We start from the raw sequence: 14,740 nt of genomic DNA, 5'->3' as shown, positions 1-14,740 counted from the left end.
TGCGAGATGATTTCAATGAAATCAATGACTTCGCCTGCCAGAGCTGCGGTGAAAGTGATTGAGCGAAGTGGCCTAGTGACACCTGCCAAAAATTTGTCGCCAAACTTCGCCCCGCCTCCATCCCCTCCGCTACATCCATGCCCTCTGCTGCAAAAACACGGGAACTTTCTCTGACGCCCGAAAAAATGCACCCTAGCGCTGATTCCACGGGCTGCCTGATATGAACAATGTCTCGGATTTCTTAGACCGCATAAGTTTTTTTTCGCATAACTCTTATGAAAAAATCTTCTTAGCTTCGCGCGTAAATGTTCTTAGCTCTGTTGTTACAAGCCTGATACGGTTTGACCTCAGGTTTTCGTCACTTTTTTGACGAATCGCAGGACCATTATTAGAAATCAGGGAGAAGTAACCCATGCGCGTTTTGACCCCCATCACCAGCGCAATTCTGTTGGCCATGGCATGTGCCAATGCCCAGGCGATGTCACTTAATGAGGCTGTGCAAAGCGCCGTGGATTACCACCCGGAAATCGGCTCCAGCAAAAACAGCCGGCTGTCGGCCGATGAAGACGTGAAGTTCGCCCGAGGCGGTTACTTCCCCACCGTCGACCTGGTGGCCGGTTACGGTCGACAACGCTCCGACAACACCAATACCCGTGGCTTCAATGCCGACGGCACGCGTAATCATAATAAAGAGACACTGACCTACACCCAGTCCGACCTGCGCCTGCGGCAGATGCTCTTCGACGGCTTCAACACCGCCAACGAAGTCGGCCGTACCGAGGCAGTGGTGAACTCGCGGGCCTACTACACCCAGGCCACCGCCCAGTCCGTCGCCCTGAGTACCGTCGAGGTGTACCTTGAAGTGCTCAAACGCCGCGAGCTGGTAACCCTGGCCAAGAACAACCTGCAGGCGCACCTGCGGGTCAACGACCAGATCGGCTTGCGCAGTGAGCGCGGGGTCGGCAGCAATGCCGACCGCGACCAGTCCACTGCCCGTCGCGCCTTGGCGGAAAACAACCTGTACACCGCCGAGGTCGACCTGGCCGATGCCGAGGCCAGGTTCTATAGCGTCGTCGGTCGCCAGCCCGATGAGCTGGAAACCCCGGTGACCATCAAGGGCGAAGTGCCTGCTGACCTGGCTGCTGCACGCCAGGACATGCTCGAAAACAACCCTTACCTGAAATCCGCCCAGGCCGACGTCAATGCGGCCGAGCAGCAATACGAAGTGGCCAAGTCGCCGTTCTACCCGCGTATTGACGCAGTATTGGCAACCGGTGCCAACAACAACACTGCAGGTCAGGTCGGCCACGACAACAACGACTGGCAGGCCGGTGTCGAGCTCAGTTACAACCTGTTCCGCGGCGGCAGTGACAAGGCCCGCCTGCAGTCCGATGCGCACAAGATCAACCAGGCCATGGACATCCGCAACAACGCCCTGCGCCAGCTGACCGAAGACCTGTCGCTGTCGTGGAACGCCATGAACAACGCCCGCGTGCAACTGCCGGCGGCCCGCGAGTACGCCGAGACCACCACCCGTGTGCGCGCCGCTTATCAGGACCAGTTCGGCCTCGGCCAACGCACCCTGCTCGATTTGCTCGACAGTGAAAACGAGCTGTACAACGCCAACCGCCGCTACACCGAAGTGCGCTACACCGAAGAGTTCTCCATGTACCGGGTGCTGGCCAACATGGGTGAACTGCTGAACAAGCAGCGCATCTCGCTGCCACCCGAGGCGATCGCCAAGAGCGAAGTGAAGAGCGAGGCGCGCCTGCCCGAAATGCGCTAAACCCCTCCAACTGCGGCAGGAGTAGGCGACTGTGACCAGCATGCAACCTGCGAGCTCGGCAATAGATCCGCGCCAGAGTTTCGATGACCCGCTACTCGATGGCTTGCTGATCCTTTGCAAGCTGCATGGTTGCACTGTCAGTCGCGCCGGCCTGAGTGCCGGCCTGCCGCTGCCCGAGCAACGCCTGAGCCTTGAACTGCTGCCCCGGGCAGCGGCACGGGCCGGTTTGCAGGCGCGGATCCTGCGGCGTGAGCTGGGGGCGATCTCGGCGCTCAACCTGCCGGTGCTGTTGCTGCTCAAGGACGGCCGCTGCGCGGTGCTGCGGCGTTGGGGCGATGACGGCCGGGCGCTGATCCTGCCCTGTGAAGCCGAAGGCGGCGAGCAGTGGGTCAGCCGCGAAGAACTGCTGCAAGCCTACGCCGGCGAGGCGCTATTCGCCCGCCCCCGCCATGAACTCGAAGACCTGCGTGCGCCGTTGATGCCACGGGTCAACGCCTGGTTTCGCGACACCCTCAAACTCTCACGCTGGCTCTACAGCGACGCCATTCTCGCCAGCCTGCTGATCAACCTGCTGGGGCTGATGGTGCCCCTGTTCGTCATGCAGACCTACGACCGCGTGGTGCCCAATCAGGCTACCTCGACGCTGTGGGTACTGAGCGCCGGCCTGCTGATCGGCACCCTGTTCGAATTGACCCTGCGCGTGGTCCGCGCCCACCTGCTCGACCAGGCCGGGAAAAAGACCGACCTGATTCTTTCCGCCACCCTGTTCGAACGCATCACCGGCATGTCGATGAAAGCCCGGCCGGCCACGGTTGGCGGCTTTGCCCAGAGCATTCATGACTTCCAGGGCCTGCGTGAATTCCTTACCGCCGTGACCCTGACCAGCATTATCGACCTGCCCTTCGTGGTGCTGATGCTGGCGGTGATCGGCCTGCTCGGTGGCTGGCTGGTGGTGATCCCGCTGATTGCCTTCCCGGTGACCATTTTCTTTGCCCTGTTCATCCAGGTGCGGCTGCGCGATACCGTGCAAAAAAGCCTGGCCCTGGGCGCGGTGCGCCAGGCGCTGCTGATCGAAACCCTCGGCGGCCTGGAAACCCTCAAGGCCTGCAGCGCCGAAAGCGAGCGCCAGTATCAGTGGGAAAGCACCCACGGCGCCCTCACCCGCCTCGACGCCCACGCCCGCAACCTGTCGGCGCTGGCCACCAACGGCACGCTGTTCATCCAGCAGTTCTGCGGCATGGCCACCATCGTTGCCGGGGTCTACAGCATCATTGCCGGCAACCTCAGTGTCGGCGCCCTGGTTGCCAGCTACATGCTCGGCAGCCGGGTGCTGGCACCGCTCGGGCAAATCGCCGGGCTGATCACCCGCTACCAGCAGGCACAGCTGACCATGCGCAGCACCGACGCGCTGATGGCCCTGCCGCAGGAGCGCCAGGCCGGCCAGCAACCGTTGGAGCGCACCCAGTTGCACGGCGGCCTCGACGTCAGCCATGTGAGCTTTCGCTACCACGGCCAGAACGCTGCCGCCCTCAATGACATCAGCTTCAGCGTCAAGCCGGGCGAACGCATCGGCATCATCGGCCGCAGCGGCTCGGGCAAGAGTACCCTGGCGCGCCTGTTGATGGGGTTCTATGCCCCGGACGAAGGGCAGATCCTGCTCGACAACCTCGACCTGCGCCAACTGGACATCGCCGACCTGCGCCACCAACTGGGCTACGTCGCTCATGACCTGCCGCTGCTGGCCGGCAGCCTGCGCGACAACCTGACCCTTGGCGCGCGCTATGTGAGTGACGCGCGCATGCTTGAAGTGGCCGAGCTGACCGGCGTCAGCGAGCTGGCCCGCCAGCACCCGCAAGGCTTCGACCGCCCGGTCGGCGAGCGCGGCCAGCTGCTTTCCGGCGGCCAGCGCCAGGCCGTGCTGCTGGCCCGGGCGATGTTGCTCGAACCGCCGATCATGATCCTCGACGAACCCACCAGCCACATGGACAACAGCAGCGAAGACCAGCTGCGCCAGCGCCTGCATGGCTGGGTGCAGGGCAAAACCCTGCTGCTGGTCACCCACCGCACCTCGATGCTCAGCCTGGTCGACCGGCTGCTGGTACTGGACAACGGCAAGATCGTTGCCGACGGGCCGAAGGAAGCGGTCATCGATGCACTGCGCAAAGGCCGCGTTGGCGCGGCACTCTAGGGGGTCATTCATGTCCGTAAGCCAAGGCCTGCGCAGCTACTTCCAGAGTTTCGGCAAGACCGCCGAACGCGAGTTCATGCCCGATGTGGCCGGCGCCACCCTGCAGGACTCGCCGCGTCTGTCGCGGATCACCGTGTGGCTGGCCGCGGGGCTGTTGCTGGTGGCGCTGCTGTGGGCCAAGTTCGCCGTGCTCGATGAAGTGACCATGGGCGAAGGCAAGGCCATTCCGTCGAGCAAGGTCCAGGTGATCCAGAACCTTGAAGGCGGCATCGTCACCGAGATCTTCGTGCGTGAAGGGCAGATGGTGAACAAGGGCGATACCCTGCTGCGCCTGGACGACACGCGTTTTCTCTCCAACAAGGGCGAGAGCGAAGCTGACCGTTTTGCCCTCACCGCCCAGGTCGAGCGCCTTGCCGCCGAAGCCGAAGGCCGGCCGTTCCAGCTCTCCGAAGAAGTGCGCAGCAAGGCGCCACAAGTGGCTGAAGACGAACTCTCGCTGTACCAGTCGCGCCAGCGTCGGCTGAGCAGCGAAAAGCAGACCCTCAACGAGCAACTGCGGCAAAAAACCCAGGAACTGGCCGAGTTTCGCTCCAAGGTCGAGCAGTACCGCTCGGCCCTGGCGCTGTTGCAGCAGGAGCTGAACATGTCGACGCCGCTGGTCGGCACCGGGGCGATCTCACCAGTGGAAATCCTGCGCCTCAAGCGCAGCGCCGTTGAAGCCCGCGGCTCGCTCAACGCCACCAGCCTGGCAATCCCGCGCGCCGAAGCGGCGGTGGCCGAGATCAAGAGCAAGATCGAAGAGTCCGAAGCCGGGTTTCGCTCAGAGGCGGCCAAGGAACTTAACGAAAAACGCACCGACCTGTCGAAGATCACCGCCTCGAGCATTGCCATCGATGACCGGGTAACCCGCACCACCGTGGTTTCGCCGGTGCACGGGATCATCAAGCTGCTCAAGGTCAACACCATCGGCGGCGTGGTCCAGCCCGGCAGTGACCTGCTGGAGATCGTGCCGCTGGAAGACAACCTGCTGATCGAGGCCAAGGTGCGCCCGCAAGATGTCGCCTTCCTGCACCCCGGGCAGTCGGCGATGGTCAAGTTCAGCGCCTACGACTACACCATCTATGGCGGCCTGAAGGCCAAGCTCGAACTGATCAGCGCCGACACCGTCACCGACGACAAGGGCAACGCCTTTTACCTGATCCAGGTGCGCACCGACAAGAACCACCTGGGTGGTGATAACAAACCGCTTTTGATCATCCCCGGCATGACTGCCACGGTGGATATCATCACCGGCCACAAGAGCGTGCTCGATTACCTGCTCAAGCCGGTGCTCAAGGCACGTACCGAAGCCATGCGCGAACGCTGAGGCGCTCGCAGTGGCTCAACGCAGATGATTGCGCTCGTAGGTCTCGCGCCCCATCGCCGCAATCTGCCCCTCGATCAGCGCCTCGAACGGTTTTAACAGCGCGTCAAAATTAACCGGCGCCTCCAGCACGTTGAGCGCCTGCACCAGTGCCTCCAGAGTCGATAACGCCCCCGCCTGCGGCGCTTTGCGCAGGCGATAGCGCGAAGGCAGGACCTGGGCCAGGGTTACCCGCGGCAACGTGCCAAGCAACGGGTTCACATGCAGCAACTTGCTCGCCTTGCGCCAGGTACCATCAGGCACCACCAGCTGCCACGGTCGCTGATCCTCGCCGTCGGCATAGGCCACCAGCGGCTGCGCCGCATCGCCCGGAAACAGCAAGGCACTGCGGTACCCCGGTGCTTGCAGCAGCTCAGGCAGGTCCTCAAACACTTCGCCCACGTGCAATTGCGCATTGCGCAAGCCAAGCGCCGCCAGCTTGGCGGTATTGAGCGCATGGCGCACTTCACTGGGATGCTGCAGCAACAGCACGCGGGTACGGCTGTCGAGGGAAGGGATTAGCGGACAAAGGCAATGGGTTTGTGGGCGCAGGCAGCGCTCGCAGTGGATTCTGGACATCGGGTTCTCCTGAGCGGGCAAAGTGTGCCACAGCAGCCCCGAAAAAAGCCCACTTCCCTGTGGGAGAGACGAAAAGCTTCAGCGGTTGAAACGTTCGGCCAGGCTGTACAGGTAATCGGCCATGCGTTCGAGGTCCTGGCTGATCTCGGCGCCCTGCTTGGCCTGCCCGGCGCTGTGATCGCAGAGCTGGGCAATGCGGGTGATCTGCTGGTTGATGTCCTCGGCGACATGACTCTGCTGTTCCGAGGCCGTGGCCATCTGCTGGCTCATGCCGGTGATGCGGCTGACCGCCTGGGTGATGCCCACCAGCGCCGACTGCACCGCCTCGACGCTGTGCACGCTGTCGCGGGAGATCTGCTCGCCCTTGCTGGCACTGGACACCGCCCGCTCGGCGCCGGCGCGCAACGAGGCGATAATCTGGTGGATTTCCTCGGTCGAGGTACGGGTACGCTGGGCCAGCGAGCGCACCTCGTCGGCGACCACGGCAAAGCCCCGGCCCTGCTCGCCAGCCCGCGCCGCCTCGATCGCCGCGTTGAGCGCCAGCAGGTTGGTCTGCTCGGCAATCGAGGTGATGACATCGACCACGCTGCCGATCGACTGGGTCTGGTCGGCCAGGGCATTGACCGCCTGGCCGATGTCGCTGACCGCCTCGGCCATGCTGCCCATGGCGCGCAGGCTTTGCTGCGCCAGGTCACTGCCCTGCTGGGCCAGGTGATCGGCATCGGAGGCGGCCGTGGCGGTGTTTTGCACGTTGTGCGTCACTTCCTGGATGGTCGCTGCCATTTGCGCAATCGCCGTGGCCGACTGATCGGTTTCACTGCGTTGTTTGTCGAGCATCTGCGCCTGGGCCCCGGACAGGTCGGAGGATTGCGCGGCGCGCGTCTTGACCCCGACACCGGCATCCACCAGGCGCGTCAGGGCCGTTTGCAAGCGGGCTTCTTCACTGATGATCGCCAGGTCCAGCTGGCCCTGCAGGCCGCTGTTGTCGCTGTAGGTCAGGGCCACCAGAGGGCTGGTGAAGGCTTTCGGGTGTTCGCCCAGGGTGCGGCGGATCACCCGGTTCTGCCGCGCCTCGATCAGGTACCAGGCGCTGAGCAGGCTGGCCATCAGCACACCCAGGGCGGCGTACTGGGGCAGCCACAAATAGCTGATCACAGACAAAATACCAGCGCCGACCAAGGGCCAGCCGTGTTCCACTGTCGCGCCCAGTCGAGCCGCCAGCGGCACCGGGCTGCGCCCCTGGCGCAACCGTGCATACAACGCCGTGGCCCGGCGGATCTGCTCGCGGGTCGGTACCGAGCGCACCGACTCGTAGCCGCTGATCCGGCCGTTTTCGTAAATCGCCGTAACGTAAGCGCTGACCCAGTAGAAGTCGCCGTTTTTGGCGCGGTTCTTCACCACGCCCATCCAGGGTTTGCCCTGTTTGATGGTTTCCCACATATGCCCGAACACCGCAGGGGGCATGTCCGGATGACGCACTAGGTTGTGCGGCTGATCGAGCAATTCCTCGTAGGTAAAACCGCTGATGGCGACAAAGGCGTCGTTGCAATAGGTGATGCGGCTATTGAGGTCGGTAGTGGAAATCAGCCGCTGTTCGCTCGGAAAGGTTCTTTCATGCTCAGTGACGGGCAAATTCATGCGCATCTAGGCGATCCCTGCAAAGGAGAGATGGGAAATTTCATCAAGCCAATACAGGTTTAGCAGAGCAATTACGGGGTCGCGGCCGATATTTTCAGGATTTATTGCAACCGCGACTAAATTTTTCAGGGGCCGTTTCGTTCAGGCTGGAGTGAGTTGCGCCTTGAGCAGATCGCGAAAGGTCTGGATCAAGGGTTCGCGGCTGCGGCCACGGCGAATGATCATGGAGAACGGCGCCTGATAGCCGAAGGTCGCCGGTGATAACACCCGCAAATCGCCCTTGTCAGCCCAGGCCTGGGCATAGTGTTCCGGCAGGTAGCCGATATAGGCGCCGGACAACACCAGGATCAGTTGCGCCTCCATGCTCTCCACCGTTGCCGCGCTGTGCTTGAAGCCGTGGCGGGCAAGCTCAGCCTGGCTCCAGTAACCGCGACCGACCATGCGCTGCTGGGTAATCACCTGCTCGGGAATGCGCCGCTCGTTGAAAAGCGGGTGGCGGTTGCTGCAATACAGCCAATGTTGCTCGCGGTACAACGGCTGATACACCAGCCCGCTCATGCGCGTCGAAAAGGCGCCGATGGCCAGGTCCAGGCGGTTGTCCTGCACCCCCAGTTGCAGCTCGTAGGGGCTCGACACCGACAGGTGCAAGTGCACCGCGGGGTGCTCCTGGCTGTAGGCACCGATAGCTTCAGCCAAAGGCAAGGCCCGATCGCCGACGGTGGAGTCGATCACCCCAAGGTTGAGGGTACCGCGCAATTCCCCCTTGAGCGCCGCCGCGTATTGCTCGAAACCGTCCATTTCTGCCAGCAGGCGCAAGGTCTCCTGGTGGAACAGTTCACCCTTGCTGGTCAGGCTGAAACCGCCACGGCCACGATGGCAAAGGACGATGCCGAGGGCCGCCTCGAGCTGGCTCATGTAGGTACTGATGGCCGAGGTCGACAGGTTCAGCTCGCGCTGGGCGTTGGCAAACCCCTGGTGGCGCACGATGCTGACGAAGATGCGCAGGAGTTTCAGGTCGGGCAAGGCAGAGGCCATGTGATCGCGGTCCGCAGGGCTACAGATGGCCGGATTCTAACCGCAATACCGGCATTAGTTCAGAAAAACCTGAACTAAGTATTTGCCTGTAGCGATTCTTTTCATCCACTACCTTTTGCAGACTCTGCCGCAATGCACCTGCTTGCCGGTATTTCAGGGGTTGCCCCGGGCCAGCCAGACAGGTTCCAACAACTAGAACAATCGAATCGATGAGGCCCGACCGTGGACAAGATTCTGCACCAACCACTGGGCGGCAACGAAATGCCGCGCTTCGGCGGCATCGCCACCATGCTCCGTCTCCCTCACCTGCAAAGCGCCGAAGGCCTGGATGCCGCGTTCATCGGCATTCCCCTGGACATCGGCACCTCGCTGCGCTCCGGCACCCGCTTCGGCCCACGGCAGATCCGCGCTGAATCGGTGATGATCCGCCCGTACAACATGGCCACTGGCGCTGCGCCCTTCGATTCGTTGTCGGTTGCCGATATCGGCGACGTGGCGATCAACACCTTCAACCTGCTCGACGCCGTACGGATCATTGAAGAAGCCTACGACGAGATCCTCGAACACAACGTCATCCCCATGACCATGGGCGGCGACCACACCATCACCCTGCCGATCCTGCGTGCTATCCACAAGAAGCACGGCAAGGTCGGGCTGGTGCACATCGATGCCCACGCCGACGTCAACGATCACATGTTCGGCGAGAAGATCGCCCACGGCACCACCTTCCGCCGCGCCGTCGAAGAAGGCCTGCTGGACTGCGACCGCGTGGTGCAGATCGGCCTGCGCGCCCAGGGCTATACCGCCGAAGACTTCAACTGGAGCCGCAAGCAGGGCTTCCGTGTGGTCCAGGCCGAAGAGTGCTGGCACAAGTCGCTGGAGCCGTTGATGGCCGAAGTGCGCGAGAAAGTCGGTGGCGGCCCGGTGTACCTGAGCTTCGACATCGACGGTATCGACCCGGCCTGGGCACCGGGCACCGGCACCCCGGAAATCGGCGGCCTGACCACCATCCAGGCGATGGAAATCATCCGTGGTTGCCAGGGCCTGGACCTGATCGGCTGCGACCTGGTTGAAGTCTCGCCACCTTACGACACCACCGGCAACACCTCGCTGCTCGGTGCCAACCTGCTGTACGAAATGCTCTGTGCACTGCCGGGCGTGGTTCGCCGCTAACGGTAGTACACCAGGAGTTGCAACAGGGCAGGAGCCATGACAGTCGGGCCGCAACGACGGCCCACTGAGTAGACGAATGACCCGGCGCCAGGCTTGCCTGGCGCCGGGGTCGATCTCACCATAATAAAGATAATTGGAGACACCCATGGCCTTGGACATATTCGTTGTTCTGATTTATGCCGCCGGCATGCTCGCGCTCGGCTGGTTCGGCATGCGCCGGGCAAAAACCCATGAAGATTACCTGGTGGCCGGGCGCAACCTGGGCCCTAGCCTGTACATGGGCACCATGGCCGCCACGGTACTGGGCGGCGCGTCGACCGTCGGCACCGTACGCCTGGGCTATGTCCACGGGATTTCCGGCTTCTGGCTGTGCGCCGCGCTGGGCCTGGGCATCATCGCCCTGAACCTGTTCCTGGCCAAGCCGCTGCTGCGTCTGAAGATCTTCACCGTTACCCAGGTGCTGGAAAAACGCTACAACCCCATGGCCCGCCAGGCCAGTGCGGTGATCATGCTTGCCTACGCGCTGATGATCGCGGTGACCTCGACCCTGGCCATCGGCACCGTTTTGCAAGTGCTGTTCGACCTGCCGTTCTGGGGCGCGATCCTGCTCGGTGGTGGCGTCGTGGTGGTGTACTCGACCATCGGCGGCATGTGGTCGCTGACCCTGACCGACATCGTCCAGTTCGTGATCAAGACCGTCGGCCTGATGTTCGTCCTGCTGCCCATCTGCCTGTACAAGGTCGGTGGCTGGGATCAACTGGTGGCCAAGCTGCCGGCCAGCAACTTCAGCCTGACCACCATCGGCTGGGACACCATCATCACCTACTTCCTGATCTACTTCTTCGGCATCCTGATCGGCCAGGACATCTGGCAACGGGTGTTCACCGCCCGTGACGAGAAAGTCGCCAAGTACGCGGGCACCACTGCTGGCGTGTACTGCGTGATCTACGGCCTGGTGTGCGCACTGATCGGCATGGCCGCGCATGTCCTCCTGCCGGATCTGGACAACGCCAACAACGCCTTTGCCGCGATCGTCAAATCCACCCTGCCTGACGGTATCCGTGGCCTGGTGATTGCCGCTGCGCTGGCAGCGATGATGTCCACCGCCAGTGCTGGCCTGCTGGCCGCCTCCACGGTCCTGACCGAAGACCTGCTGCCGAAACTGCGCGGCGGCAAGCAGTCGAGCCTGGGCATCAACCGCCTGTTCACCCTGCTGACCGGTATTGCCGTACTGGGTATCGCCCTGGTGGTAACCGATGTGATCAGCGCCCTGACCCTGGCCTACAACCTGCTGGTGGGCGGCATGCTGATTCCGCTGATCGGCGCGATCTACTGGAAACGCGCCACCACTGCGGCGGCGATCACCAGCATGACCCTGGGCTTCGTCACCGCCCTGGCGTTCATGATCATGGATGGGATGGATGCCAACACGCCGATCTACTACAGCCTGGCGATCGGCCTGGTGAGCTTTGTGGTAGTCAGCCTGATGTCGCGCCGCCCGGTAGGCGCCGTCAACCTGGCCTGATAGACAGGTGCACCACGGCCGTCGCATCAGCAATGATGCGGCGGCCGATGTGTTTTAGCGACGTGGCTGGCGCTTGCGCTGTTCTTCGTCGGTAGGGATCGGCACCGGCTGCAGCGGTGGCGGGATCAGGCCCAGGGCAGCGGCCAGGTCGTGGAGCCAGTTGAACAGATGGTTTCTCATAACTCCCCCTTACGGGTCAGCCTGCACGGCGAATAAATCCTGCGATGCTTCATACAGATCATAGTCCCAAGTATTGCAATGCGCATGTCTGTGCAACATGACTTGAGGGCAAGTTTGATCTCAATCAAGCCTCCTGCGCCATCTGCGCTGCCTGGGCAACTGTTTCCCCTTGTTGCAAATCGATCCAGGCGCTCAAATTCGCCCCGCGCATGCCCTTGCGCCACATCAGCCAGGTGGTGGCCTGATCGAACGGCGCCTGCAGGCGATGCACCGCCACCCGTTCGCGGCCCGGCAGGCTGTCGAGCATCGACTGCGCCATCAACGCAACCCCAGCCCCGGCTATCACACAGGCGAGCATGCTCGGGTACGACTCGATTTCCATGACCCGGCCCATGGCCGCGTGATCGTGGGCGTACCAGGCCTCCAGGCGCATCCGGTACGAACAGCCTTGACGAAAGGTGAACACCGCCCGCCCCGCGACATCGCGGGCACTGCGCACCGGCCCATGGCCGGCTTCGGTGATCAGCACCAGGGTTTCGTCGCACAGCGGCACGCCGTCGAGCCCGGCCAGGGCCAGCGGCCCGTCGACCAGGGCGGCATCCAGGCGGCCGCTGAGCAAGCCTTCGAGCAACTCGCCGCTGGGCGCCGCCTGCACCTGCAGGTTCACCGCCGGGTAAGCGCTGTGGTAACGGGCCAGCAAATCGGGCAAATGAATGGCCGCAGTGCTGTACATCGAGCCCAGTACGAACTCCCCGGCCGGCTGCCCGCCCTGCACGGCGGCAAAGGCCTCATCGTGCAGGGCGAGCATGCGCCCGGCGTAATCGAGCAGCACCTTGCCCGCCGGCGACAGCTGCAAGCGCTGGCGCTCGCGGCGAAACAGCTCAACGCCCAGTTGCTCTTCGAGCTGGCGCAGGCGTGTCGACAGGTTCGACGGCACCCGGTGCAGGCGCTCGGCGGCGCGGGTCACCGAGCCCTCCTCGGCCACCGCCTGGAAAATCCGCAATTGGCTGAGCTCCACGAGCTATTCTCCAAAACAGAACAAGTTGCTCATCATTATTCAATTTTATTGAAAGTCAACCGACTTTAGCCTGACGGTCATTCACGCTTGTGCAGGAATTGCCGCCATGTCGCCAGTTGTTCGCCTTCTCGCCTGTGCCGTTGCCCTGATGATGGCCATGGGCATCGGCCGCTTCGCCCTCACCCCACAGTTGCCGCACCTGATCAGCGAAGGGCAGGTCAGCCTGACCGCCGCCGGCCTGATCGCCGCCGCCAACTACCTGGGCTATCTGCTCGGCGCCCTGGATGCGATGTTCGCCCGCCGCCCGCGCCAGGTCAGTGCGCGCCTGCACGGTGGGCTGTGGCTGTGCGTCGTGCTGACCCTGGCGTCGTTCTCGGCCAGCGGTTTCTGGGCTCACCTGCTGCTGCGCTTTGGCACCGGCGTGGCCAGCGCCTGGGTGCTGGTGATGCTCACCAGCCTGAGCCAGCAGGTGGCAGCGGCCAGCAATCGGCCACGGCTCGGCGCCCTGGTGTTTGCTGGGCCCGGGGTGGGAATTTTTTTAACCGGAATGCTGGCGCTGATCGCCAACCTCAACGGACTGGGCTCGGCGCCGCTGTGGTTGATCTATGCCGCCGTTGCCCTGTTGATGCTGCTGATCGTGCTGCCAGCGCTGCCACGCCCGCAGACGCTAGCGCCTACTGTCAGCGGGGCGCGCGTCCAGCCAGCCGGGCAAGGAATTGCCCGCCTGGGCCTGGTGTATGCGCTGTACGGTATTGGCTACATCATCCCCGCGACCTTCATGTCGCAGATGGCCAGCGCGCGCTTTCACGGGCAGTGGCTGGCCGACCTGTTCTGGCCCGGTTTTGGTCTGGCGGCGGCGCTGGGCGTGGTGCTGGTCAGCCTGCGCCGCCCGGGCATGGGCAGCACCTCAAGCTGGCTGATCGCGACCCTGTGGCTGCAGGCCGCCGGCGTGTTCGCCTGCCTGCTGGGCAACGGCCCGGGCCTGGCGCTGGGGGTAATCCTCTGTGGCGGCCCGTTCCTGGCCTGCATGCAACTGGTAATGCAACGCTCGCGGGAGCTGGCACCGCACGCCAGCCAGCGCAATGCCGGGCTGTTGACCGCCTGTTTTGCCCTGGGCCAGCTCAGTGGACCGCTGCTGGCGGCGCTGAGCAATCAGTTCGCCGGCAGCCTGCAGGCAGCGCTGCTGATCGCCGCCAGCGGCCTGGTGCTCGCCGGCCTGCTGCTGTTGCGCCCGCAGGCTAGCCGAGCAGGCTGCGCAGGCGCCGGCGCACCCACTGTTCAGCGCTGACCAGGGTCACCCCGAGCAGCACCATGATCGCGCCGAGGACGAAATTCAGGCTCAACGGCTCGCCCAGCAACAGCACGCCGAAAGTCACCCCGAACAACGGAGTAATGAACGAGAACACCGCCAGGTTCGAGGCCAGATAGCGGCGCAGCAGCCAGAACCAGGTCAGGTAACTGAAAAACGACACGATCAGGCCCTGAAACAGCAGGCTGCCGATCGACAGCGGGGTGAACTGCACCTGGGTAACCTGGCCACTGGCGACAGCGATCAACAGCAGGCCGACAAAACCGACCGCCAGTTGATAGAACAGCGTCAGGGTCGCTGGCGCCTCCGACAGCCGCGAAGCGCGCACCACCACGGTGGTTGCGCCCCAGGCCAGGCCCGCCAGCACCCCGAAGGCATCACCGAGCAGCATTTGTGCGTCCAGATGCTCAAGGGAAACGCCACCGGCAAAGGCAAAGGCAATACCACCAAAGGCCAGCAGGATGCCCAGCCACTGCAAGGGCCGCAGCCGCTCGCTGGGCAGCATGAAATGCAAGCCCAGGGCGGTAAACACCGGTGCGGTGTAGAGGAATACCGACATGTGCGCCGCCGAAGTCAGCTTCAGGCCTTCGGCGATGAACAGAAACTCAAGGCCGAAGAGGGAACCGGCCAGTAGCCCGCCGCGCCAGGTGCTGGAGACCTGGTCCCAGCCGCCACGAAAACACATCAGCAGGCCGACCAGCACTGCCGCCATCCCCGAGCGCATGGCTTGCTGCATCACCGGGGCAATATCCGGTGCGGCCCACTTGATCATCACCTGCTGGATGCCCCAGATCAGGCACAGCACCAGCATCACTTGCAGGGCAAAGGCATCGGTAGTGCGGCGGCTGGCGCTCATCGGGCGCCCCCGGTTTCTGGCAGCAACATGGCAGGCTCTCGGCAGAAGTGG

At 63.4% G+C, this 14,740-nt stretch carries 11 protein-coding genes and 2 pseudogenes; 6 read left to right on the top strand and 7 right to left on the bottom strand.

Annotation, left to right across the window (positions count from 1 at the left end; translation table 11 throughout):
• Positions 1-412 precede the first annotated feature (412 nt).
• From LOY54_RS07200 to LOY54_RS07190, 3 genes are read left to right on the top strand one after another with little or no spacing between them, the layout of a single operon-like run.
• Entirely contained in the window at positions 413-1,786 is a 1,374-nt protein-coding gene (locus LOY54_RS07200) for a TolC family outer membrane protein (protein WP_258610061.1), read from the top strand.
• Between the two features lie 40 nt (positions 1,787-1,826).
• The gene (locus LOY54_RS07195; protein WP_371128686.1) at positions 1,827-3,974 is read left to right on the top strand and encodes a type I secretion system permease/ATPase; all 2,148 of its coding nucleotides are present in this window, start codon (positions 1,827-1,829) and stop codon (positions 3,972-3,974) included.
• Positions 3,975-3,984: 10 nt separating this feature from the next.
• Positions 3,985-5,340, top strand: coding sequence for an HlyD family type I secretion periplasmic adaptor subunit (locus LOY54_RS07190; RefSeq protein ID WP_045193388.1), 1,356 nt, complete (start codon positions 3,985-3,987; stop codon positions 5,338-5,340).
• Between the two features lie 15 nt (positions 5,341-5,355).
• On the opposite strand, the gene LOY54_RS07185 is transcribed toward LOY54_RS07190, so the two are convergent.
• The 4 genes and pseudogenes from LOY54_RS07185 to LOY54_RS07175 form a co-directional block, all read right to left on the bottom strand.
• A complete protein-coding gene (locus LOY54_RS07185) occupies positions 5,356-5,955 on the bottom strand; it encodes a tRNA-uridine aminocarboxypropyltransferase (protein WP_258610060.1) in 600 nt (199 codons plus the stop codon).
• Between the two features lie 78 nt (positions 5,956-6,033).
• Positions 6,034-7,008 (bottom strand): annotated as a pseudogene (locus tag LOY54_RS27590) (methyl-accepting chemotaxis protein); the annotation flags it as partial.
• 279 nt (positions 7,009-7,287) lie between these two features.
• Positions 7,288-7,593: pseudogene (locus LOY54_RS27585) on the bottom strand (PAS domain-containing protein); the annotation flags it as partial.
• A gap of 141 nt (positions 7,594-7,734) precedes the next feature.
• Complete coding sequence (locus tag LOY54_RS07175) at positions 7,735-8,628, bottom strand: LysR family transcriptional regulator (protein WP_045193391.1); 894 nt, start codon at positions 8,626-8,628, stop codon at positions 7,735-7,737.
• A gap of 222 nt (positions 8,629-8,850) precedes the next feature.
• Between LOY54_RS07175 and speB the strand changes: the two genes are divergently transcribed.
• Both speB and LOY54_RS07165 read left to right on the top strand, forming a co-directional pair.
• Positions 8,851-9,801, top strand: a complete 951-nt coding sequence (gene speB, locus LOY54_RS07170; RefSeq protein WP_045193392.1) for an agmatinase — start codon at positions 8,851-8,853, stop codon at positions 9,799-9,801.
• A 145-nt stretch (positions 9,802-9,946) separates the two neighbouring features.
• Positions 9,947-11,326, top strand: a complete 1,380-nt coding sequence (locus tag LOY54_RS07165; protein ID WP_045193393.1) for a sodium:solute symporter — start codon at positions 9,947-9,949, stop codon at positions 11,324-11,326.
• Positions 11,327-11,380: 54 nt separating this feature from the next.
• Here the strand turns inward: LOY54_RS07165 and LOY54_RS07160 are convergent, their stop codons facing one another.
• The gene (locus tag LOY54_RS07160; RefSeq protein WP_010223057.1) at positions 11,381-11,506 is read right to left on the bottom strand and encodes a PA1414 family protein; all 126 of its coding nucleotides are present in this window, start codon (positions 11,504-11,506) and stop codon (positions 11,381-11,383) included.
• 124 nt (positions 11,507-11,630) lie between these two features.
• Entirely contained in the window at positions 11,631-12,524 is an 894-nt protein-coding gene (ptrR, locus tag LOY54_RS07155) for a putrescine utilization regulator PtrR (protein WP_258610059.1), read from the bottom strand.
• A gap of 106 nt (positions 12,525-12,630) precedes the next feature.
• Between ptrR and LOY54_RS07150 the strand changes: the two genes are divergently transcribed.
• Positions 12,631-13,812, top strand: coding sequence for an MFS transporter (locus LOY54_RS07150; protein WP_258610055.1), 1,182 nt, complete (start codon positions 12,631-12,633; stop codon positions 13,810-13,812).
• On the opposite strand, the gene LOY54_RS07145 is transcribed toward LOY54_RS07150, so the two are convergent.
• Complete coding sequence (locus tag LOY54_RS07145) at positions 13,763-14,689, bottom strand: DMT family transporter (protein ID WP_258610053.1); 927 nt, start codon at positions 14,687-14,689, stop codon at positions 13,763-13,765. The genes LOY54_RS07150 and LOY54_RS07145 overlap by 50 nt on opposite strands.
• Positions 14,690-14,740 lie beyond the last annotated feature (51 nt).

Origin of the sequence: Pseudomonas sp. B21-032, from assembly GCF_024748965.1 — a bacterium.
GTDB lineage: Bacteria > Pseudomonadota > Gammaproteobacteria > Pseudomonadales > Pseudomonadaceae > Aquipseudomonas.
The sequence above is the reverse complement of the archived record's forward strand: the minus strand, read 5'-3'. Positions and strand labels throughout refer to the sequence as shown.

What these genes read in the sequence shown, in the direction of transcription:
- LOY54_RS07200 (WP_258610061.1), top strand. Translation starts at nt 413, where the DNA reads ATGCGCGTTTTGACCCCCATCACCAGCGCAATTCTGTTGGCCATGGCA.
- LOY54_RS07160 (WP_010223057.1), bottom strand. Translation starts at nt 11,506, where the DNA reads ATGAGAAACCATCTGTTCAACTGGCTCCACGACCTGGCCGCTGCCCTG.
- LOY54_RS07145 (WP_258610053.1), bottom strand. Translation starts at nt 14,689, where the DNA reads ATGAGCGCCAGCCGCCGCACTACCGATGCCTTTGCCCTGCAAGTGATG.
- LOY54_RS07190 (WP_045193388.1), top strand. Translation starts at nt 3,985, where the DNA reads ATGTCCGTAAGCCAAGGCCTGCGCAGCTACTTCCAGAGTTTCGGCAAG.
- LOY54_RS07175 (WP_045193391.1), bottom strand. Translation starts at nt 8,628, where the DNA reads ATGGCCTCTGCCTTGCCCGACCTGAAACTCCTGCGCATCTTCGTCAGC.
- LOY54_RS07150 (WP_258610055.1), top strand. Translation starts at nt 12,631, where the DNA reads ATGTCGCCAGTTGTTCGCCTTCTCGCCTGTGCCGTTGCCCTGATGATG.
- LOY54_RS07185 (WP_258610060.1), bottom strand. Translation starts at nt 5,955, where the DNA reads ATGTCCAGAATCCACTGCGAGCGCTGCCTGCGCCCACAAACCCATTGC.
- LOY54_RS07195 (WP_371128686.1), top strand. Translation starts at nt 1,827, where the DNA reads ATGCAACCTGCGAGCTCGGCAATAGATCCGCGCCAGAGTTTCGATGAC.
- LOY54_RS07165 (WP_045193393.1), top strand. Translation starts at nt 9,947, where the DNA reads ATGGCCTTGGACATATTCGTTGTTCTGATTTATGCCGCCGGCATGCTC.